General features: G+C 39.0%; 17 protein-coding genes. 5 read left to right on the plus strand and 12 right to left on the minus strand.

All coding sequences use genetic code 11. The features are described 5' to 3' along the window. The first annotated feature begins 62 nt into the window (after window positions 1-62). The 3 genes from R2R35_RS02570 to R2R35_RS02580 all read left to right on the plus strand — a co-directional run bounded on the left by R2R35_RS02570 (window position 63) and on the right by R2R35_RS02580 (window position 4457). Entirely contained in the window at window positions 63-872 is an 810-nt protein-coding gene (locus R2R35_RS02570) for an AraC family transcriptional regulator (RefSeq protein WP_317732930.1), read from the plus strand. A gap of 105 nt (window positions 873-977) precedes the next feature. Further along, window positions 978-2300 (plus strand): alpha-glucosidase/alpha-galactosidase, encoded by a 1323-nt coding sequence (locus R2R35_RS02575; protein WP_317732931.1) that lies wholly within the window; start codon window positions 978-980, stop codon window positions 2298-2300. Window positions 2301-2669: 369 nt separating this feature from the next. Further along, entirely contained in the window at window positions 2670-4457 is a 1788-nt protein-coding gene (locus R2R35_RS02580) for a methyl-accepting chemotaxis protein (RefSeq protein WP_317732932.1), read from the plus strand. Between the two features lie 16 nt (window positions 4458-4473). On the opposite strand, the gene R2R35_RS02585 is transcribed toward R2R35_RS02580, so the two are convergent. The 10 genes from R2R35_RS02585 to nifH all read right to left on the minus strand — a co-directional run bounded on the left by R2R35_RS02585 (window position 4474) and on the right by nifH (window position 15577). Next, window positions 4474-5280, minus strand: a complete 807-nt coding sequence (locus R2R35_RS02585) for a homocitrate synthase (protein WP_317732933.1) — start codon at window positions 5278-5280, stop codon at window positions 4474-4476. Beyond that, on the minus strand, window positions 5255-6238 hold the full coding sequence (locus R2R35_RS02590; RefSeq protein WP_317732934.1) for a homocitrate synthase/isopropylmalate synthase family protein: 984 nt from the start codon (window positions 6236-6238) through the stop codon (window positions 5255-5257). Before R2R35_RS02590 ends, R2R35_RS02585 begins: the two co-directional genes overlap by 26 nt. A 54-nt stretch (window positions 6239-6292) precedes the next feature. Then, the gene (locus tag R2R35_RS02595; protein ID WP_317732935.1) at window positions 6293-6601 is read right to left on the minus strand and encodes a 2Fe-2S ferredoxin; all 309 of its coding nucleotides are present in this window, start codon (window positions 6599-6601) and stop codon (window positions 6293-6295) included. Window positions 6602-6693: 92 nt separating this feature from the next. Continuing rightward, a complete protein-coding gene (gene nifB / locus R2R35_RS02600; protein ID WP_317732936.1) occupies window positions 6694-9486 on the minus strand; it encodes a nitrogenase cofactor biosynthesis protein NifB in 2793 nt (930 codons plus the stop codon). Between the two features lie 59 nt (window positions 9487-9545). Beyond that, window positions 9546-10889, minus strand: a complete 1344-nt coding sequence (gene nifE / locus R2R35_RS02605) for a nitrogenase iron-molybdenum cofactor biosynthesis protein NifE (RefSeq protein ID WP_317732937.1) — start codon at window positions 10887-10889, stop codon at window positions 9546-9548. Window positions 10890-11007: 118 nt separating this feature from the next. Continuing rightward, window positions 11008-12372: a nitrogenase component 1 gene (locus tag R2R35_RS02610; RefSeq protein ID WP_317732938.1), complete on the minus strand. Its 1365-nt coding sequence runs from the start codon at window positions 12370-12372 to the stop codon at window positions 11008-11010. Window positions 12373-12374: 2 nt separating this feature from the next. Then, window positions 12375-13964 carry a nitrogenase molybdenum-iron protein alpha chain gene (nifD, locus tag R2R35_RS02615; RefSeq protein WP_317732939.1) on the minus strand — a complete coding sequence of 530 codons (1590 nt, stop codon included), beginning with the start codon at window positions 13962-13964 and terminating at the stop codon, window positions 12375-12377. Window positions 13965-13979: 15 nt separating this feature from the next. After that, complete coding sequence (locus R2R35_RS02620) at window positions 13980-14393, minus strand: P-II family nitrogen regulator (RefSeq protein WP_331670207.1); 414 nt, start codon at window positions 14391-14393, stop codon at window positions 13980-13982. Window positions 14394-14410: 17 nt separating this feature from the next. Beyond that, window positions 14411-14737, minus strand: a complete 327-nt coding sequence (locus R2R35_RS02625) for a P-II family nitrogen regulator (RefSeq protein WP_033165984.1) — start codon at window positions 14735-14737, stop codon at window positions 14411-14413. Between the two features lie 18 nt (window positions 14738-14755). Continuing rightward, window positions 14756-15577 (minus strand): nitrogenase iron protein, encoded by an 822-nt coding sequence (nifH, locus tag R2R35_RS02630; protein WP_033165983.1) that lies wholly within the window; start codon window positions 15575-15577, stop codon window positions 14756-14758. Between the two features lie 597 nt (window positions 15578-16174). Here nifH and R2R35_RS02635 point away from each other — a divergent pair. Further along, window positions 16175-17164, plus strand: coding sequence for a calcium/sodium antiporter (locus R2R35_RS02635; RefSeq protein ID WP_317732940.1), 990 nt, complete (start codon window positions 16175-16177; stop codon window positions 17162-17164). A 37-nt stretch (window positions 17165-17201) separates the two neighbouring features. Continuing rightward, window positions 17202-17864 (plus strand): CPBP family intramembrane glutamic endopeptidase, encoded by a 663-nt coding sequence (locus R2R35_RS02640; RefSeq protein ID WP_317732941.1) that lies wholly within the window; start codon window positions 17202-17204, stop codon window positions 17862-17864. Between the two features lie 161 nt (window positions 17865-18025). Here R2R35_RS02640 and R2R35_RS02645 read toward each other — a convergent pair whose 3' ends face one another. Together R2R35_RS02645 and R2R35_RS02650 are read right to left on the minus strand one after the other, a co-directional pair. Further along, window positions 18026-19732: an ammonium transporter gene (locus R2R35_RS02645; RefSeq protein WP_317732942.1), complete on the minus strand. Its 1707-nt coding sequence runs from the start codon at window positions 19730-19732 to the stop codon at window positions 18026-18028. A 268-nt stretch (window positions 19733-20000) separates the two neighbouring features. Beyond that, window positions 20001-20546 (minus strand): glutathione peroxidase, encoded by a 546-nt coding sequence (locus R2R35_RS02650; RefSeq protein WP_317732943.1) that lies wholly within the window; start codon window positions 20544-20546, stop codon window positions 20001-20003. Window positions 20547-20746 lie beyond the last annotated feature (200 nt).

Genomic DNA, 20746 nt, shown 5'->3' on the forward strand with positions numbered 1-20746 from the left:
TATAATGCTATAAACAGGTATTAAAAATAGATTTAATGATAAATAAAGTGAGGATTATGCGCATGCATGAAGATATTTACAGCTTCCTTCAAGGTGACTTTGATGAAGCTGAATTTTATATAGAAATGACAGGGGTCTCCTATTGCGATGAATCCTATCGTATCTCCAGAAAATCGAGTGATATTTATGTTTTCGAATATATATTAGAGGGGGAAGGCACCGTTATCTGTGATGGAAAAGTATTTACGGCAGCAAAAGGGGATGTATATATCTTAAAGAGAAAAAGCAACCATGAATATTTCTCACACAAAGACAACCCCTGGACCAAGATATGGTTTAATGCCAAAGGTTCTTTGATAGAGATGCTGCTTTCACTTTATAACCTGAATCATCTGATGCATCTAAAAGACATTCCGCTAAGCCCTTTCTTTTTTCGCATATTTGAAACAGCCAGGAGCACAGATAACAGCAGGGACTTTGAGAGAGGTGCTGCTCTTATTTTCTTTGAAATGATACTCTGCTTAAAAGAGCTGCATTTTACTGCTGCTGCCGTTAAATCCGAAGATGCAGTATTATTAAAAGCCTATTTGGATAAGCATAATAAAGAACAGGTGTCTATTGATGTGCTTAGTAAGTTAATCTATCGCTCACCGTCCCAGACAATTCGGATCTTCCGGCAAGCTTTTGGCATTACCCCTTACAAATACTTGATGAAGCAAAAAATGGAGCTGGCTAAACTATTGCTACTAAATACCAATATGACCATTAAAGAAATCTCCCTGGAGTTAAACTTTCACGATGAACACTACTTCTCGAATTATTTTAAAGACAATTACGGTTTGTCACCGTTAAATTACCGTAAGACGAACTGAGTTGCAACATTATGACAAGTTTTTAGAAACAAAATAGAAAGACATTCCTCCCTGATAACTGTATTATAAATATAACAATCATTACGAAACAGGAGGAAGGAAAGTTTGATTAAAATTGTATTTATGGGTGCGGGGAGTACTGTATTTGCCAGAAATGTATTAGGAGACTGTATGTGCACACCAGCATTACAGGAAAGTGAACTGGCGCTTTATGACATTGATGCCAAAAGACTGGCAGAATCCAAGATAATTCTTGATGCAATCAACAAAAACATAAATCATAGCCGTGCATCCATCAAAACCTATTTAGGAATTGAAAACAGGAAGGCCGCATTAAAGGAGGCTGACTTTGTAGTTAATGCCATACAAGTCGGAGGTTATGACCCCTGTACCATTACCGATTTTGAGATTCCAAAGAAATACGGTCTGAGACAGACAATCGCTGATACCCTGGGTATCGGAGGTATTATGCGGGCCCTCCGTACTATTCCTGTTATGGAAGGTTTCGCAAGGGATATGGAAGAAGTATGCCCCGAAGCATTGTTTCTTAACTATACCAACCCAATGGCAATGCTTACAGGTTATATACAGCGTTATTCAACCATTCAGACAGTCGGTTTATGCCATAGCGTTCAGGTCTGCTCCGAAGGCCTCTTAAAGAAACTGGGGATGGAGGATAAATTAGAGGGCCGAAAAGAGCTCATAGCTGGTATCAATCATATGGGCTGGCTTCTGGAACTGAAAGACAGAGCTGGTAATGACCTGTATCCGGAAATTAAAAAAAGAGCAGCAAGGAAAAATGCCGAAGAGAAACATGATGATATGGTAAGGTTTGATTATATCCGTAATTTCGGCTATTATTGTACCGAGTCCAGTGAACATAATGCAGAATACAATCCTCTCTACATTAAGACCCGCTATCCTGAAATGATCGAAAAATTTAACATTCCCCTGGATGAATATCCCCGCAGGTGTATCAATCAGATTGCGGATTGGGAATCGGAAAAAGAACGAATTCTGGATAAGGGAAACATAATGCACACCCGTTCCCACGAATACGCTTCTTATATTATGGAAGCAGTAGTCACCGGTAATCCCTATAAAATTGGCGGGAATGTACTGAATAAAGGCCTCATCGAAAATCTCCCTGCCGATGCCTGCGTTGAGGTTCCCTGCCTGGTGGATAACAGAGGTGTCAATCCTTGTCATGTAGGGCGTCTTCCGGTACAATGTGCAGCAATGAACATGACAAATATCAATACTCAGCTTCTGACCATAGAAGCTGCTGTAACCAAAGACCGCAGCTATATATACCAGGCCGCTATGCTAGACCCTCATACTGCCGCTGAATTAAATCCAGAGGATATCAGAAATATGTGCGACGAATTAATTGAAGCCCATGGGGATTACATGAAAGATTATCAGTAAGGATAAACATTAGGTGAATTCCGGCTATTACTCCCCTACGGTTTGAAAAGCGCCGTATATTCAAGACTGTCTTACAGGCTGATACTATAAGGATTAGCACCTATGTATAACAAATGGTAAATTGTAACCATTGCATATTAGTAAAACATAAATATGCTACACTTGCACAGCATTTACGTAACAAAATAAGCAGTTGCAGCCATTCTCGGGTTGTTGCTGCTTATTTGTCGTATATTGTTATATTTTAAAATTATATGTAGATATTCTAAAACTTCTTTGCTATAATCATCCTAAGATATTGGAGAGTTCAATCGATATCTTGCATTTTAAGTATTATACGATACCTTTCAAAGGATGAGGAGGAACTCTATGTTAAAAAATTTATCCTTAAGAAATAAGCTGTTGCTTATGATAATTCCTGCTATTCTGGAATTAATCCTGCTGCTTTATTTGTATGCTGCAGATAACAATTCCACCTTTCATAAGAGTAAGGAAATATTCTACAATGATTTATACCTAGTTCATACCAGTCTCTTAAGCAGTGACAGGGACTTTTATCAAGCTGATCAGGCCGTACAGCAGATTAACTCCGCTGATACTTCTGATGAACAATTGTTGATAGATTTAAATGCGGTTTATTCACAGAATGCCCAGCAGGCTAGTGATAACGCCAATAAAATCACAGAAATACTAAAGAACAATCAAAAGATCCTTGATTCTTATACTCCTCATAGTTTATTTATTTTGCTATATGGTTCAGAAACAAAAGATGATCCCAACGGTTATCTGGGAAAAGACAAGACCCTAAAAGTCTTGCTGGAAGAGTTTAATTCTAATTTTGATATTTGGAAAGCTTCCTATAATCCCGAAACAGGGGATGGGGATTTCCACAGCATGGAAACAGCTTTTAATGCTGCCAGAGGCTCTCTTGATGAGATGCAGGATCTGCTGGTACTATACGGGGATTATTCCTCACAGCAGCTGCAAGAGAATATTTCAGCTAAAATATTGCAGGTTGTAATCTTTACCGTATTAATTATTACGCTGATATTACTGTTATCTTTCGTGATGATAACCTATTTGAGAAAGCACCTTCGGACGATCACTGTGAATATGAATGAATTGGCGAAGCAGAATCTTGCATTACAACCTTTGAAATTAGACGGAAAAGACGAGCTGGGTATATTATCCACTTCCTTTAATGCGGTATTATCTTCCTTAAAAGAAATTGTAGGACAAATAGACAGTACCTCCCGTGAAGTAAGCGACTCTGCTGATCTGATGAACAGAAATGCAGAAGAAGTAAGCACTGCTACCGGAGAAATCGCTAAAGCGATTGGAGAAATAGCCTCTACTGCTACTTCTCAGGCTTCCGATACCGAACAGTCTGTTATGGAACTGGAAAAGCTGGAACAAATTATTATAAGCAATACCCAAAGTACAGTTGTACTAACAGAGGCAGCAAAACAGATTAATGAAGCCGGAAATGAAGGGCTTACACTGGTTACCACTTTATCAGAAGTTAACAAGAGCAGCCAGGAGGCTTTCTATCAAATATTTGAAGTTATTGGGAAAATTGATGCCAGTGCAGCCAGAATCGGAGAAGCCAGTACCTTGATTTCTGAGATTGCTGAACAAACCAATCTACTCTCCTTAAATGCAAGCATTGAAGCTGCCAGAGCCGGAGAAGCCGGCAGAGGATTTGCAGTTGTAGCTGATGAAATCAGAAAGCTTGCAGAACAGTCATCTCATTCTGTTGATATCATAAATGAGATGTTAAAGGATCTGCAGTCTAACGCACAGCTTGCCAACCAGCAGAGCAATCTGGTGAAAGAAACTGTTGTGACGCAGACAAACAGTGTGACTGAAACAAAAGATAAATATATTGCCATTACTGACAGCCTGAAGATAATTAATGCACAGATAGAAAACCTTGATTCCATCAGTCAGGAAATGAGTCATAGCTGTAATAACGTGATATCACACATCAGCAGTTTGTCTGCCAGCGCAGAGGAAAATGCATCGACTACTGAAGAAACTTCTGCAGGATCTGAGGAAATCTTAGCTTCCATGTTATCTATAACTGAAGTTAGCAATAATGTCAATAGCCGTGCAGAAGAATTAAAGGCACTGATTGCAGGTTTCAAAACAGAATAAGTAACAAGCGGACCTGTTACATTGCTCCCTTTAAGAGTTCATAACATTCCGCTTCCAGTTCCCTGACTTGCTTCTTTGTCATCGCAAACTGAAAGATTTCTTCACTGGCATGAATAAAATCATAGAAATTACAGTTGCCAGTTCTTTCACCGATACCAAATAGAGTGCAGTCTACATAGGCTGCTCCTGCTTTGGCACCGATTATTGAATTAGCGACTGCCATTCCCAAGTCATTGTGTACATGCATTTCAACTTCAATGTCTGTATGTGCTTTTATCGTTTCAACAATTTCTTTCGTCCTGCCCGGTGTTAAGACGCCTACGGTATCAGCCAGCCGTATAACCTTAACACCGGATTTCTTTAACTCTTTTATAAGGCTTAGAATAAAACCGATATCCGATCTGGAAGCATCCTCCAGTCCAACAGTTACGTCTATTCCTTTGCTTAAGGATATATCTACGCAATCCAGAATGTTTTTTTGCACCCAGGCTTTATTTTTTTTTAGTTTACTATAAATCTGTATGTAAGACACCGGAGTTCCGATATGAAGAATATGGGGTTTACAGACCAGAGATTTTTTTACATCTTCCACATTCATACGGCTCCAAACTGAAATCTTAGCATTTCTGGCACAGGAAACAATCTCTCCAATACAATCACTTTCTGATTGTCCGAGACAGGGGATTCCGGCTTCTATTTCATATACACCGACATTATCAAGAAGTTTTGCAATTTTAAGCTTATCTTCTCTGCGAAGAGCAATACCGGGGCTTTGTTCCCCGTCTCTTAAGGTTGTATCAACGATGTATTTTATTTCCTTCATTAGCACCCACCTTTGCTGCAATTTGTGCGAACTCTTCATCACAAAGACTGCTTCGGCTATCCGAACAGACTTCCTTAATCTTATCAAGCATTTTTAGTATTACTGTTTCCTCTGGAACCGGCAGGAGAAGTTCTTCCAGTTTCATCTTAACAGCTTTGGTACCAGAATGCTTACCAATGACCAACTCGGACTTTCCGCCTACGCAAGCAGGTTCATAGGCTTCATAGATAGCTGGATTTTTGCTCATCGCATCCGCATGAATACCTGATTCCACCTTAAAGATACATTTGCCTATTACAGGTTTTTTATTGCTTATGTTCGTATCGGTAATTTTCTCGTAAAGCTTTGTAAGTGCCGGCAGTACCGTAAGATCTTTGTTCGGTTTATGCCTGACCACAAGGCGGAGTGCCATAAGCACTTCCTCTGTCGCACCGTTATTCTTATGACCTGCAAAGCTTACCGTAACATCGGTACCATAGCTTAACAGCCACTGAATGGCCATTGCACTGGCACAATGGTATGTATTTTCAGGATTCAGATTTACTTTTGTATTTGGAAGATTTTTCTTAATCTCCTCCATAGCTTTATCATAACCGTTACACATTAAATCGTCAAGACCTGCAATCCGAAGTTCTCTGCAATGAGAAATAGCACGGAGTTTGATAATCTCTCTTATATCATTAATCTGAATTTCCGGCATAAGATTCTCCAGATTCTCATGAAAATGGCAGGTATACCGGTAAAACCCCGTATACCTGTCGATATCTTCGGCATAGTCAACCTGAAGGATGTATTTACCGTCATCCGGCAGGTACTCCATTTTTTCATATGCAGCAAGTGATATTTCAATCACATCAATGCCAATCTCTCTTAATAATCTGCAAAATAAATGAAGGTCCTCCTTTGAAGGCAGGCATTTATCAAATCCGGTTAAGGTATTATCTGTTATGCGTAGCATCTTTTACCCCTCCTGACTATTCGTGTTCATAATTGTTTACATGCTTAAACCTTTTTATATCATCAACTCTTTTACAGGATTTCCATTTTCAAAATGCTGTTCTATAATCGTTTCAACATTCTCCTCTGTTAAGTTTCCGTACCATATTCCCTCCGGATAAACCACTGCAACCGGTCCTTTTTCACAAATCCCAAAACATCCGGTATTGGTTATCATTACATCCCCGGATAAATCTCTTTCATCGACTCCCTCCATAAATTTCTGGACAATATCGACAGAATCCTTCGAAAAACAAAACCCCTTTTGCACCCCATTGATTCTACAGCTGGTACAGACAAAAATATGATATTTAGGACTTACCATAACAATACTCTCCTTTTCTTATATATATTCCTTTAATTTCTTAATAAACAGATAACAGCAGGCAGGCTTTCTATACAAGTTAAATAATTTTACTATACTGATAATTTACATTCACTTATTGCCTTTTTAACAGAATCTTCAATTCTGTCGTAGGTAACAAGCACATGAATACCTTTTTCCTCTAGCTTTGATTTGGGGGATTCACCGATACGCATGGCTACAACAGCTGTACAGTCGGATATCGTTTTTAAGATCGAGGTAATCTTATCCTCCTTCTCCTCGCAATCCAGCACTCCGTTACAATATTTCTCCACTACCCGTCTTTCTTTGAATTGAGCAGTACCATTTTTGTATTCAAAAATATAGAATTCTGACACCTGACCAAAATGTTGGTCAACCAAAACACCGCTTTTTGTTGCTACTGCAACATAGATACCCTTGTTTCTTTCCAAAAGGTCTTCGGTTTCTTCATGCTTCTTCTGCTGTTTTAATGTTTCCGGATAGTCCAGTAGTTCCTGTTGCTCCTGTGCTTCCTTCTCATGACAGGCATTAAACTCAATGGAACGGTCATCGCCCAAAGCACCAATTGCATCTGCCCTGCATTGTTTACAATGATACATCTGCTTCATGGTCTCACCGCATTTTTTTCTCATTGCCATGATTTCCTGATTGCTAACTAACGGTATTTTCTCGAACACACTTCCTTCCACCGGAATCAGCTGCATAATATTTGTGATTGCAGCACCAAGGTCTTTCACCTTTTGCACCACTTCCGGAATGTGTTCATCATTTATTCCCTTTATCATAACGATATTAACCTTACAGACAATTCCCCTTGAAGCCAGCATCTTAATTCCTGCCATTTGGTTGGACATCAGAATAGCAGCTGCTGTTTCTCCAAAATAAGAATTTCCCATATAGTTCACATGGCGGTAGATTTTAGCACCAATCTTTGGATCAACGGCATTCATCGTTACTGTAATATGGGATACCCCCAATGCAATTAATTCTTCTGCATATTGTGGCAACATCAGACCATTGGTGGAAAGACAGAATGTAACATCTTTGTCTTCCTGCCTGATTAATGCCAGTGTACGCTTTGTTTCCTCAAAATTAGCAAGCGCATCACCTGGACCAGCAATACCGATTACCGAGAGCTTTGAAACCTTTTTCTTAACGTACAGGTATTTCTCATAGGCTTCTTCCGGGTTTAGAACCTGTGTTGTAACCCCTGGTCTGCTTTCATTGGGACAGTCATACTTTCTCACACAATAGTTGCAGCTGATATTACATTTCGGAGCAATCGGAAGATGCATTCTGGCATAATCATGGGCTCCGCAATTAAAACATGGATGTGTCTTACTCTTCTCCTCAGGTGTTTTATCAGTTGCTTCCGCTGTAACTTTTAAGCTTTCGTTTATATTTGCTTCAGTCCATACATTCCGCTTCTCTTTCAAGAGATTTTCAGACTGGTTGTTTTTATTCTCCATCTCCCCTCCCTTTTGTAAACCCTCTTTGAAATATTTTGCATAAAGTTCTTTGCGAAATCCAGTTTCCTTGCCTGCTAATATAACATTGGATATGTCATCAAGAAAGGTAAGCGCACCATTATAGCCAATAGTCCTAAGTCTTTGTCCGCCCACTCTGTCATGAATCGGGAAGCTTCGCCTAACCAGTTCAATTTTTAGATTTTCAGATATCCTTCTGCCATCTGAATTACCAATCAGGACATTTACGGATAGTTCCCTTGCCTTCTCCTCGATCGTCTTGAAGTCTGTATCACTGAGAATTTCAAAATCCTCCACAAAATAACGGTCTGCGACCTCTTTAATCTCCTCTGTAAGCTTAGCTATTATAGACGGGCATTTGGAGCCAGTGGCAACAAGAACAGGTAATACACCGTTTTCTACACAAAGTCTTACAGTAGAATAAACAAAATCAGGTTCACCAAAAACAGCTGCCCTTGCTTCCCCATTATATTTATGCGCATCAATCATGGCATCCAGGAATCTTCCTCTTTCTTTTTTAAGCTTATCCGGAATCTCCTTTCCTGACAAGCTTGCAAGTAAGCGTATCAGAGTGTCGTTATCTCTTAAGCTGACCGGCAGATTGCATTTCTCATAGGGTACCTGATACTCTTCAAACAGGTATTCTGCAACAGATGGATTTTCTTCTGTAAAGGAGGAAATCTCAATAGTAAAGGCTGCACCTCCCATTTTACGAATATCACGTATGTCTGTTCCTTTTGAGGGCAGCTTCTCATATTCCGGCTGATATACTCCGTCCAGATTCTCAGAAAGATCCGGTAATAGTATATACTCCAGGGAAAAGCTCTCCAGAAGTTCTTTCAGATACCTGGTATCTCCCGGAGACAAGGGAGCCGTTATAACATTTATCTTATTGTTTTTGTTTTCTTCCATCTGAACCTGGCTTACAATACTATGCAGGGCTTTCATATAACCCTCAAATTGCGTTCCTGCATAACCAGCAGAGGGTATGGAGATAATTTCCACTCCATTTGCTTCCGGGTTCTCTCTGCGGAATTTATCAATAATCCGGTTTATATCTTCTCCAATGGTTTCTGCCAGACAGGTAGTTTCCACTGCAATTACCTCGGGTTTGTAAATAGTTATTAGATTTTTGAGTCCCTTTAGCAAATTCTGTTCTCCACCGTATACAGTTCCTTCCTCTGTCAGAGAAGAGGAAGCAATATCTACCGGTTCATTGTAATGGGTTGCCATATGCCTTCTGATATAAGTACTGCAGCCCTGTGATCCATGGAGGATGGACATGCATTTTTTGATACCGTAACAGGCAGTAACAGCTCCCATGGGCATACACATCTTACATGGGTTTACATTTAGATTAACTAGATTCCCTCTCATTCCCTTTCTCCTTTCTGAGCAAATTCCCATCACTCTTAAATTTGTCTTCAGGGAATAATTTAAAGTTCAGCCTGTATATATGTCCAAACCGGATTATTCATGCTGCTGTTTATTTCTTTCGTAAAATTTATAACTCCGTCAAACCCGCATAGAGGATGTTTCCGTTCATGATTATGGTCACAGAAAGCAATCCCAAGCTTATAGGCCAGGGGGCGCTCTTTTACTCCTCCTACCAGAATATCTGCTCCCTTTTCCTTCATGAATTTCTCAAGTTCAGCCGGTGTTGCATCATCAAGAATAACCGTATTCTCTCCTACCAGGCTCTCAATTACCTCATAATCATCCTTCTTGCCTGTCTGAGTTCCCACTACTACAGTCTCCATCCCCATGGACTCAAACTGCCTGATCAACGATATGGCCTTAAAGCCACCGCCTACATAAATAGCAGCTTTTTTGCCTTCAAGATTTCTTCGGTACTGTTTCAGGAAACTCTGCAATTTCTCCGTCTCAGCCTGTGTAAAATCAATTGCCTTCTGCCTGGCCTCACGATCACCAAGAGCTTCAGCAATACGTATCAGAGAACTGGTGGTATCCTCTATCCCAAAGAAACTCACCTTGATATAGGGGATATTCATTTCTTCTTCCATGCGGTTTGCCAGATAGGTGCTGGAACCGGCACACTGTACGATATTTAACTGGGCAGCCGGTGCTTCGATAAGTGTTTCATAGCTTGAATCACCGGTAAAGGTGGATACTACAGGAATTCCAATTTTATTCAGATAATCCTTAATTATCCACATTTCACCTGCCAGATTAAAGTCTCCCAGAATATTTACTCCTTTTCTTTTCTTGGGGTTATGACAGGCTATCAGCTCCATAATAGCATTACAGGCCATTTTGTAACCCACGGATTTATTTCCGGAAAAACCCGGGGATTTCACCGGTATTACGCGCATATCATATTTTTCTGACATGGTCTTACAGACAGCATTCACGTCATCACCGATTACACCTACAATACAGGTAGCATATACAAATATCAGTTTTGGATGATGTTTCTCAGCTATTTCCTCAATTGCCAGTGTAAGTCTTTTTTCACCGCCGAAAATAATATCTGGCTCTCTTAAATCTGTAGAAAAACTGTTACGATAGAGCTCCTCACCACTGGATAAACTTCCTCTGATATCCCAGGTATAGCTGGCGCAGCCAATAGGGCCATGGACGATATGAAAGGCATCTGTTATTGGATTTAATACCACTCTTGCACCGCAATAAACACAAGCTCTCTGACTGACGGAACCGGATACACTGTTGGCATCACATTTCATACCATTTCCACCGCAACCATCTCTCTTCTCGTAGATAAATTCCTTTCTGTCTTCTAAAACATTGGCATTCTCCATAGCCCGCTCCCTTTCTGTACAGTTTCTATAAATAAACAAAGCTCCCGTATAATGACAGCTTCGTCACAATTACGGGAGTTTCCTATAACAATCTCTAACTTTAATACCAGAAGTATAATTACATAACCATTTCAAAATCTTCTTCCAGGCTGTCTCTATCCTGTCTGTCCATAAGGGCATTGGTTATCAGCTCTGCCAGTCTCATACCGCCCTTATAACCTACCAAAGGCATATAAGAATGTACATAACGGTCAATAATCGGAAAGCCTGCTCTTATAAAAGGAATATCTTCTGCTCTGGCAATATGTTTTCCATGGGTTCCTCCTATGAGCAGATCAACACCTTCATTCTTAATCCACTGGTGGAGCTCATACAAATCTCCATAAGCTTTAACCTGGCAATCTTTCATACCGTATTTTTCAAATAAACCTTTCACTTCGTTTTCAAAGGCCTCTCCCGGGGTACCGGTCAGTACATATTTTGGTATCATACCCATTTCCAGAACAAATTCTGTAAGTCCTATTACCGTATCCGGATCTCCATAGATGGCAACCTTCTTATTATACGTGTAGGGATGGATATCAATTAAGATATCAACCAGCTGACCTCTTTCTTCTTCCAATTCATAGGGAACTTCTGCTTTCGATATGGATTGAAGAGCCATTACAAAGTTGTCGGTCTGCGTAATTCCAATAGGCATGGAAAGTAATTTATAGGGAACATCACACTTCTTCTGCAATGTTTGACCACCCCATTCACTGGAAAATTTACCAATGGCCAGAGTCTGATCACAGTCACCCAGCTCAATGACCTCCTCTACCGTCGTTCCGCCTTTGGGATACATCTCAAATTTACCGGTCATAGGACTGTCCATTACACCGCTGGTATCCGGTAACATAGTAAAGGGTACTTTCATCTGCCTGGCAATTTTTTTCATTTCTCTCATATCGCCAGGATTTACAAAACCAGGTATAAGTGCTGTCTTACCGTTGCTTTTACCCGTTTTAACAGATAAATAACTGATGAAGCTGCCTACCATATTGGAGAATCCGGTTATATGTGAACCTTTATAACTTGGTGTATTGGTATGCACAATGAACTTTCCTTCCGGAATATCGATGCTTTTAATGATTTCATTTAAGTCATCACCGATAGTCTCAGATAAACAGGTGGTATGCACTGCGATAATTTTCGGGTTATAGATTTCAAAAATATTCTTTGCTGCTGTTCTTAAGTTACTGCCACCGCCAAATACGGAGGCCCCTTCTGTAAAGGAACTGGAGGCCGCCATTGCAGGATCCTTGAAATGTCTTGTTAAGAACATTCGGTGGAAGGCACAGCATCCCTGAGAACCATGGCTGTGAGGGAGACATTCATGGACACCAAGTGCTGCATACATTGCACCTACCGGTTGACAGGTCTTAGCAGGATTCACTCTTAAGGCCGTTCTTTCATAGGGTTCTTTTTTTGTGTAATCAAGCATTTTTATTCACCTCCTAAGGTTCCTTCCAGGATGGGAGCAGTTTTCCAGGGAGCCTTTACAAAGCTCCAGGCCGGGGTATATATCCCCATAGTTACGTCTCTGGCAAAATTCACAGCTCCTCGAAAACCTGCGTAGGGACCGCTATAATCGTAGGAATGCAACTGTCTAGAGAGGATACCGCTTTTTTGTGCAATAAATTTATCTTTAATACCGGAGAAAAAAATGTCCGGTTTTAATACTTTTAAAAATTCTTCTGTCTCATAGTGATTCAGGTCATCAACCATATAGGTTCCATCAGGCATATCCTTTATCAGTCCGCCATAGTAGTCGATCAGTTTTTCTTCTTTCAGCTTGCCTATTTCTTCTTCTGAAAGATAGAGATGGTATTTCTCCTTATCCGGTTCAACCGTTATGGATTCAATGTTCTTGCTGTCTGCATCCGGTTTAATAAAAGGAAGCACTTCTCTTCCTTCGTACTCATCTCTGTGTCCGAATTCATAACCTGCAAGTACGGTGTTCACCCCAAGGTCATGAAGGAGGAATTGATAATGATGAGATCTGGAACCTCCTACATAGATTGCTGCCGTCTTGCCTTTTAGCTTACTTTTGTAATAAGCCATATCATCGTGGATAAGTCCGATTTCATCAGCAATTACTTCCTCTGTCTTCCTGGTAAGTTCAGCATCATTGAAATATTTAGCAATATTCCTCAGAGTTTCCATGGTTCCCTTTACACCTATAAAATTAACCTTCATCCAAGGCGTGCCATATTTCTCTTCAATCATCTCTGCAATATAGTTAATGGAACGATGGCACTGTACCAGGCTTAAATTTGCCAGATGTGCATTCTTTAAATCCTCCATACTGCTGTCACCGGTAAAGGTAGAGACCACCTCATAACCGATTCTCTTAAGAATTCTCTCTGTCTCCCAGCCGTCACCGCCAATGTTGTATTCACCTAAAAGATTAACTGAGAATTTATTCTTGATCTGTCTGTCACCTTCTCCAATTACAAAACGCATGATCTGATTGTTTGCGATATGATGACCGGCTGACTGACTGACACCTTTATAACCTTCACAGCTGTAGGCAATACACTTGATTCCGTATTCTGTTTCCGCCCATCTTGCAACCGCATGGATATCATCACCGATAAGACCTACAGGACAGGTTGAACAGATAAAAATAGTGGAAGGATGGAATAAATCTATCGCTTCTGTAATTGACTGTTTTAACTTCTTTTCACCACCGAACACGATATCTGGTTCCTGCATATCTGTTGAAAAGCTGTATTGCAGAAAATTATCAATGCCTTCTTCTTTCTTTCCTTTATGACGCCTTGTACCCCATGCATAGTAGGAACAACCGATAGGCCCGTGTACTATCTGAAGAGCATCCTTGATAGGGCCTAAAACTACACCTTTACAGCCCGCATAACAGCAGCCGCGTTGAGTGATAATTCCTGGTATGGTACGAACATTCGCTGCAATCTGGTTATCATTCTCATTGTTTCCTATGTCTACCATGTGTTCTTTACGATTTTTGTAAACACGTGAATTATACTGATCCAATACTTTTTCCAATGCACTCACTGAAGGCCACCTCCTTTAATAAGCTTCTGTTGTTGATTCCCCATTACGAACCTGATAATTCTCATATATGGGTAATACAAATATCTTGCCGTCTCCCGGATGTCCGCTGGAATTCACTTCCATAATAGCTTCTACCACTTTGCTGACATCCCCATCCTCTACTACGATGGTAAATACTCTTTTTGGTATCAGTCTTGTAGCTTCGGTTAAATGCTCACCGGAAGGATCAAGGGGAAGTTCACCATTTTCTACAATCGTAGTTAGAAGATTCATGTCAATTAGCTTTTTTCCTCTACCCAATACCTTTCTGCAGGTGAAAGCAGGTATTCCGGCCGAAGCCAACGCTTCCTTGGTCACATTGACTTTGTTCTGTCTGACAATCGCCATTACTTCCTTCATCACAACTCCCATCTGTGTGCCCAATGGCACACTGCCTCTTTCTTATCCTACAGACCTTTTTTCTTGGTACTGATGGTATATGCTTCTTCTACCGGACTGATAAATATCCTGCCATCACCAAAATGTCCGGTTTCACCGGTTCTGGCATATTTCATGATAATCTTTACCACATCATCCTTATCTGCATCTTCCACTACAATCAACAGCATTTCTTTTGGTATTTCATCGTAGAAGATTTCACCGACTTTGACACCCTTTTGTTTTCCCCTGCCATATACGTCCATTTTTGTTACTGCGGGATAACCGGCTGATAACAATTCCGATAAAACAACGCCAACTTTCTCAGGTCTGATAATTGCTCTTACTAATAACATCACGCCACCTCCTAGTATTTATACATCCATTAATCCATGCTCCATTAAAAGTTCTTCCAATCTGTCAATTGACAGCGGTTTGGGTATAACAAACATGTCATTTCCATCTATTTTACGTGCCAGCTCTCTGTATTCATCTGCCTGAGGTACCTCCGGGCTATAATCGATTACTGTCTTTTTATTGATTTCAGCTCTTTGTACCGCATTGTCACGAGGCACAAAATGAATCATCTGCGTTCCAAGTTCTTTTGCTATTGCAGATACCAGCTCTGCCTCTCCGTCTACTTTTCTGGAGTTGCAGATTAATCCGCCTAAACGAACACCACCGGTATTCGCATATTTCATAATACCTTTTGAAATATTGTTGGCTGCGTATAACGCCATCATTTCACCGGAACATACGATATAAATCTCCTGGGCCTTTCCTTCACGGATAGGCATTGCAAAACCACCGCATACAACGTCTCCCAATACATCGTAGAATACATAATCCAGGTCATCGGTATAAGCTCCCAACTGTTCCAGCAGATTAATCGAAGTAATAATACCACGTCCGGCACAGCCGACTCCAGGTTCCGGACCGCCGGATTCAACACCTTTAATTCCTGCAAAACCTTTCTTTAGAATATAGTCAAGATCGATGTCCTCTCCTTCTTCTCTCAACGTATCGAGTACTGTTTTCTGTGCCAATCCCCCAAGGACCAGTCTTGTGGAATCAGCTTTTGGATCACAGCCTACTATCATGATCTTCTTTCCCATTTCTCCTAACCCGGCTGTTAAGTTCTGGGTTGTTGTTGACTTACCAATTCCGCCTTTACCGTAAATTGCGACCTGTCTCATACTTAAATCCTCCTTCAAGAAAATTACTGTCAATAGTAAAAGACGCCATTACTTTCGTAATGACGTCTCTGTCTGATAGAGTGCATGCAATTTCTATTGAAGTGATTTTATCATTTTGACTGGTAGGTTTTCAATGCATCGATTTGTCAATCATTTCTAACATAATACTATTTTTTTTGCACAGTTTCAACTAGCAATTTTCAAAGCTTTAAAAAAAAAATTAGTACTGCTGTGGAAATTAGTGATAATGCAGTAAGGATTCATTTTATTCTTGACATTTATAAAACTATTGAATATAATAATCATGATTTTCCGGTTGAGCATTATTTGCTCAAGGTTTTGAGCTTTAGGGTGGAGAGCTTGTATTAGCTTTCCACCCTTTTTATGTATTTTAAGTTCAATAAACGTTAGGAATATGAAGGCTGCCCTGAAAATCCGGGATTTACCTTTTATGAAAGTTTACGTTATTAATGAGTAGTGTGTTACCTGTTACATTAATAAAATTTACTTAAAAATTTAAGTTGAGTCTCCTAAATGAATGCAGTCAATATTAATCAAGTACATCTCAGCAAATTAATAAAGAAAAGGGTGGTTTTTATGCAGTTAATTTTACTTATCATAGGTTTGGTATTAATTCTTAAAAGTGCAGATATTCTCATTGACTCTTCTGCTAAAATAGCACGTAAATACGGTATTTCTTCTTTTATTATTGGTATTACGGTAGTTGCCTTTGGAACCAGTGCGCCAGAACTCGTTGTTGGAATTCTCTCAGGCATACGTGGTACAAACCAATTGACACTTGGCAATGTCATAGGGAGTTCATTATCTAATCTTGCTTTGATTGCTGGTCTGTCCTCAATGATTCTGGCACTTATAATAAAGGATTCTCTGGTAAAGAAAGAACTTCCCATGCTACTCCTATCTGAAATTATTCTTTTGATTATGATGCTAAGTAGCAATACTATGAAAAGATTTTATGGTATCCTTTTATTATGTGGATTTATAATGTTTATGTTATATGTTATTCTAGATGCAAAAAAATCTATTCCTGCTACATTTGACATCGATGGTGATTTGGATACAGATAATGACGGCAATGGTCTTAACAATGAAATAATACAGAAGAAAGAGAAGAGTTTATTTCTGTTATATATATTAACATTCCTTTCACTTGGTGGTTTAATTATAGGTGGAAAACTTACAGTAGACAGTAGTACACTGATCGCATCAAGATTCGGATTAAGCCAGACCCTGATTGGTATCACCATTGTATCACTGGCAACAACCATGCCCGAGCTAGTAACCAGTATTATGGCAGTAATCAAAAAAGAACCCGATATTGTGATAGGAAACTGCATCGGTAGCAATCTGTTTAATATACTTTTTGTCCTTGGTGTATCTACTACAATATCACCAATATCAATTGAAAAATCCTTATGGATTGATTTAGTTATTACAATAATATTGACCATTTATATTTTTATTGTATCCGTTCTTCGAAAAAAAATAAATAGATTAGATGGCATACTGCTTTTTATTACTTACCTTTGCTTCATGACATATAAAATAATTACAGTTATTTTTTAGTATTCACCAATTAACTAAACCATGATAAAGGAGATCTATGTTAAATAAGAATAATAAGAACTATATTTTAGTTAGTGCTGCTCCGATTCTTTGTATTACAATGCTGCTATTTATTCCGCTTCTAACTAATCGAATTGGTAAGACAGCAGGATTTATTATAGGATTCTGTATTTATTGGTTTGTTTTTTGTCTGCCCATCTCTATGTATTGTTCTGATGGATTAAGTAAGTTGAGAGAAATCTATACTCTAAAATCAAATATAACAACTGTAAGTAAAAATATCTTTTATTTTTTATCATTTGTACCATGTATTGCCACTTTTTTTGCAGTATTTAAAGAGGTGGCTCCAATAGCAGGGTTTCAAGTTTTAATTATTTCATTGGTATTTGCACTAATTAATGGAACTTTTGAAGAAATGTTTTGGCGTGGAATTTATAATAAGATTTTTAATAATAACATTTTTTTAGCATACATATTTCCAACATTGTTTTTTGGAATTTGGCATATAGCATTGTACATGGCGCATGGAATACTATATCAGGGTGGATTTGCTTCGTTAGTTGGTGGTTCTATTTTCATGGGATTATTATGGGGATGGGTTGCTTATAAAACAAAATCTATTAAAGTTGTAACAGTAGCACATATAATAACCAATTTTTTTGCTTTTACTGGTCTAATTTATCAAAACTGGTTCAGCTGATTCAAATTATACCTTTCAAATGGCTGACTCTGTCTATCATTTCATCTTGGTATTCATACATGGGTAATAGAGTCACATGTACATCAATATACAAAATTTATTGTGCATTTCACTTTAAATTAGTAAGGAGCTGCAGATTGCACTGCAGCTCCTTACTAATTCTAATCTTCATCCTGTAACGCAGCAAATCCAGTCTCACCTGTTCTTACCTTTATGACATCTTCAACATCATAAACGAATATCTTACCATCTCCGATATTTCCGGTATAAAGAGCTTTTCTTGCTTCATTAACAACAGTTGCCACCGGTACCTTACTTACGACTATTTCCACTTTAATCTTTGGAAGTAAGTTCATATCCATTGGAACTCCACGATAAAATTCTGTTGATCCTTTTTGAATGCCACAACCAAGAACATTGGTTACCGTCATACCTGTTACTTCAATTGCATTCATTGCTTTCTTTAAATCCTCAAACTTACTTTGTTTTGCTATAATTACAATTTGTGTAAGTTTTTGCTTATCCTCGGATACAGTATAACCGGTAGTAGATACCTTAACGGCCTGTGTAATTGGCACTGTTCCTAAAGGAGCTGCAACTTCACCGCTACCTGTAAAAACATCAGGAGAAGGCATAAAGTCTGCATAAGCACTGGTTAAACCATGTTCCTTGATATCAAGTCCCAGAATCTCTTCTTCTTTTGAAACTCTAAGTCCTACAATAGTTTTTATTAAATAAAAAGTAATAACCATTGTAACAATAACCCATGCAGCTACAGAAACAACACCGATAAACTGTGTTAATAGCAATTTCACTCCACCACCGTAAAAGAGCCCCTCTTCCTGAGCAAATAGGCCTACAGCAAGGGTACCAAACGCACCGCATAAACCATGAACGCCAATCGCACCTACAGGATCATCAATCTTTAGTACTTTATCAATAAATTCTATACCAAACACAACAACAAAACCTGCAAGGATACCAATTACAGCTGCTCCCAAAGGTGATACCAGGTCACATCCAGCTGTAATAGCTACAAGTCCGGCTAAAGAACCATTCAAGGTCATAGAAACATCCGGTTTCTTATAACGAATCCAGGTAATACACATTACTGTGACAGTCGCAACAGCCGCAGCCATATTTGTTGTTACAAATATACTTCCCATTGCTAAGATTGCATCGTCTCCGGTTGCAGAGACTGTTGAGCCGCCGTTAAATCCAAACCAACAGAACCAGAGGATAAAAACTCCTAATGCACCTAAAGTTAAGCTGTGGCCTGGTATAGCTTTAGGTTTTCCATTCTTATCATATTTGCCGATTCTGGGTCCTAGTATTTTAGCTCCGACCAAAGCTGCAACACCACCAACCATATGAACAGCAGTGGAACCTGCAAAATCATGAAATCCTTGTTGAGCCAGCCAGCCGCCACCCCAAATCCAGTGTCCAGAAACAGGATATACAAAAGCACTAATAACCATACTGTAAATGCAATATGAAGAGAATTTCGTTCGCTCTGCCATTGCACCTGATACAATTGTTGCCGCTGTTGCACAAAAAACTGTTTGAAAAATCAAAAATGCCATAAGTGGAACGCCACTGGGTAATATTGAACTATAATCCCCCTTAACCATTGGATCAAAACCACCAATTAATAGACCAGAGCCACCAAACATGATGCCAAATCCGAACAACCAGTAAATTGGAGTACCAAGACTGAAGTCCATCAGATTCTTCATTATGATGTTACCGGCATTCTTTGCTCTAGTAAATCCTGTCTCAACCATTGCGAAACCTGCTTGCATGAAGAAAACCAATGCAGCAGCAACCAATACCCAGATTGTATTAGATGATGAATATAAACCTTCCATAATTCCCTCCTTAAATAAAAAAACGCCAATTAAGTATTCCTTTTACTTAATCTGCGTCTCTGCAAAAATATTTTTTTGAGTTCCTATATCTGTTTCATTTCTTATACTATAACCCGAGCAAAATTCACTCCCTTCAAATAAAATAAAAAAGGCTGCAGATATCATCTGCAGCACCTTTGCTTATTTATATTAATAAAGTATATAAAAAACATATACCAATGTCAATATGTTTCTAAATTTTTTTATTTTTACTGTTACTGTCGTCTAATTAAAGAAGTTCACGTACCTTTTCATCAACGATTCCCATATTATCTGTAGGCTCAAATCTTGCAACCACATTACCTTCCCGGTCAACCAGGAATTTCGTAAAGTTCCACTTAATGCTTGGCTTTTTAGCAAAGTCAGGGTCAGCTTTTCCCAACATCTCATTTAAGACAGAGGTTAACTCATGACCCTCATCAAAGCCATTAAACCCTTTCTGCTCAACCAGGTATTTATAAAGAGGATGAGCCTCGTCACCATTTACCTCAATTTTGGAAAACATAGGAAAAGTGATTCCAAATTTCGCATCGCAGAAGCTATGGATTTCTTCATTGGAACCAGGTGCCTGTGCTCCAAACTGATTACAAGGGAAATCAAGTATTTCAAACCCCTGGCTATTATATTTCTCATATAAATCCTGTAATTCATCATACTGAGGTGTAAAGCCACATTTGGTTGCTGTATTTACAATAAGCAATACCTTTCCTTTGTATTCATCAAGCCCTACTTCTTCATCCTTATAGTTGTTTACTTTAAAATCGTATACTGCCATAAATTTATTCCTCCTTTTATCCGTGTAATAAAATTGATGCATTCTCATTTATCTCTATTTAATTGTACAAAATATATATGTCTTTGTCAATACTTACTATTGACATTTTATACGATTTTTATTACTATTAAATTGCACAAAATTAATTTACTTGTAACTGACAGCAGTTATGCACCGCATCACTCAGCTGTAAAGAAAGA

This window comes from Anaerocolumna sp. AGMB13020 (assembly GCF_033100115.1).
Taxonomy (GTDB): domain Bacteria; phylum Bacillota; class Clostridia; order Lachnospirales; family Lachnospiraceae; genus Anaerocolumna.

Bases quoted from the DNA above. Each gene is read 5' to 3' on its own strand.
- R2R35_RS02610 (WP_317732938.1), bottom strand. From the start codon at position 12,372: ATGCTTGATTACACAAAAAAAGAACCCTATGAAAGAACGGCCTTAAGA.
- R2R35_RS02595 (WP_317732935.1), bottom strand. From the start codon at position 6,601: ATGGTAAGTCCTAAATATCATATTTTTGTCTGTACCAGCTGTAGAATC.
- R2R35_RS02625 (WP_033165984.1), bottom strand. From the start codon at position 14,737: ATGTTATTAGTAAGAGCAATTATCAGACCTGAGAAAGTTGGCGTTGTT.
- R2R35_RS02650 (WP_317732943.1), bottom strand. From the start codon at position 20,546: ATGGCAGTATACGATTTTAAAGTAAACAACTATAAGGATGAAGAAGTA.
- nifB (WP_317732936.1), bottom strand. From the start codon at position 9,486: ATGAGAGGGAATCTAGTTAATCTAAATGTAAACCCATGTAAGATGTGT.
- nifE (WP_317732937.1), bottom strand. From the start codon at position 10,889: ATGGAGAATGCCAATGTTTTAGAAGACAGAAAGGAATTTATCTACGAG.
- R2R35_RS02590 (WP_317732934.1), bottom strand. From the start codon at position 6,238: ATGCTACGCATAACAGATAATACCTTAACCGGATTTGATAAATGCCTG.
- R2R35_RS02585 (WP_317732933.1), bottom strand. From the start codon at position 5,280: ATGAAGGAAATAAAATACATCGTTGATACAACCTTAAGAGACGGGGAA.
- R2R35_RS02635 (WP_317732940.1), top strand. From the start codon at position 16,175: ATGCAGTTAATTTTACTTATCATAGGTTTGGTATTAATTCTTAAAAGT.
- R2R35_RS02580 (WP_317732932.1), top strand. From the start codon at position 2,670: ATGTTAAAAAATTTATCCTTAAGAAATAAGCTGTTGCTTATGATAATT.
- R2R35_RS02570 (WP_317732930.1), top strand. From the start codon at position 63: ATGCATGAAGATATTTACAGCTTCCTTCAAGGTGACTTTGATGAAGCT.
- R2R35_RS02645 (WP_317732942.1), bottom strand. From the start codon at position 19,732: ATGGAAGGTTTATATTCATCATCTAATACAATCTGGGTATTGGTTGCT.
- nifH (WP_033165983.1), bottom strand. From the start codon at position 15,577: ATGAGACAGGTCGCAATTTACGGTAAAGGCGGAATTGGTAAGTCAACA.
- R2R35_RS02640 (WP_317732941.1), top strand. From the start codon at position 17,202: ATGTTAAATAAGAATAATAAGAACTATATTTTAGTTAGTGCTGCTCCG.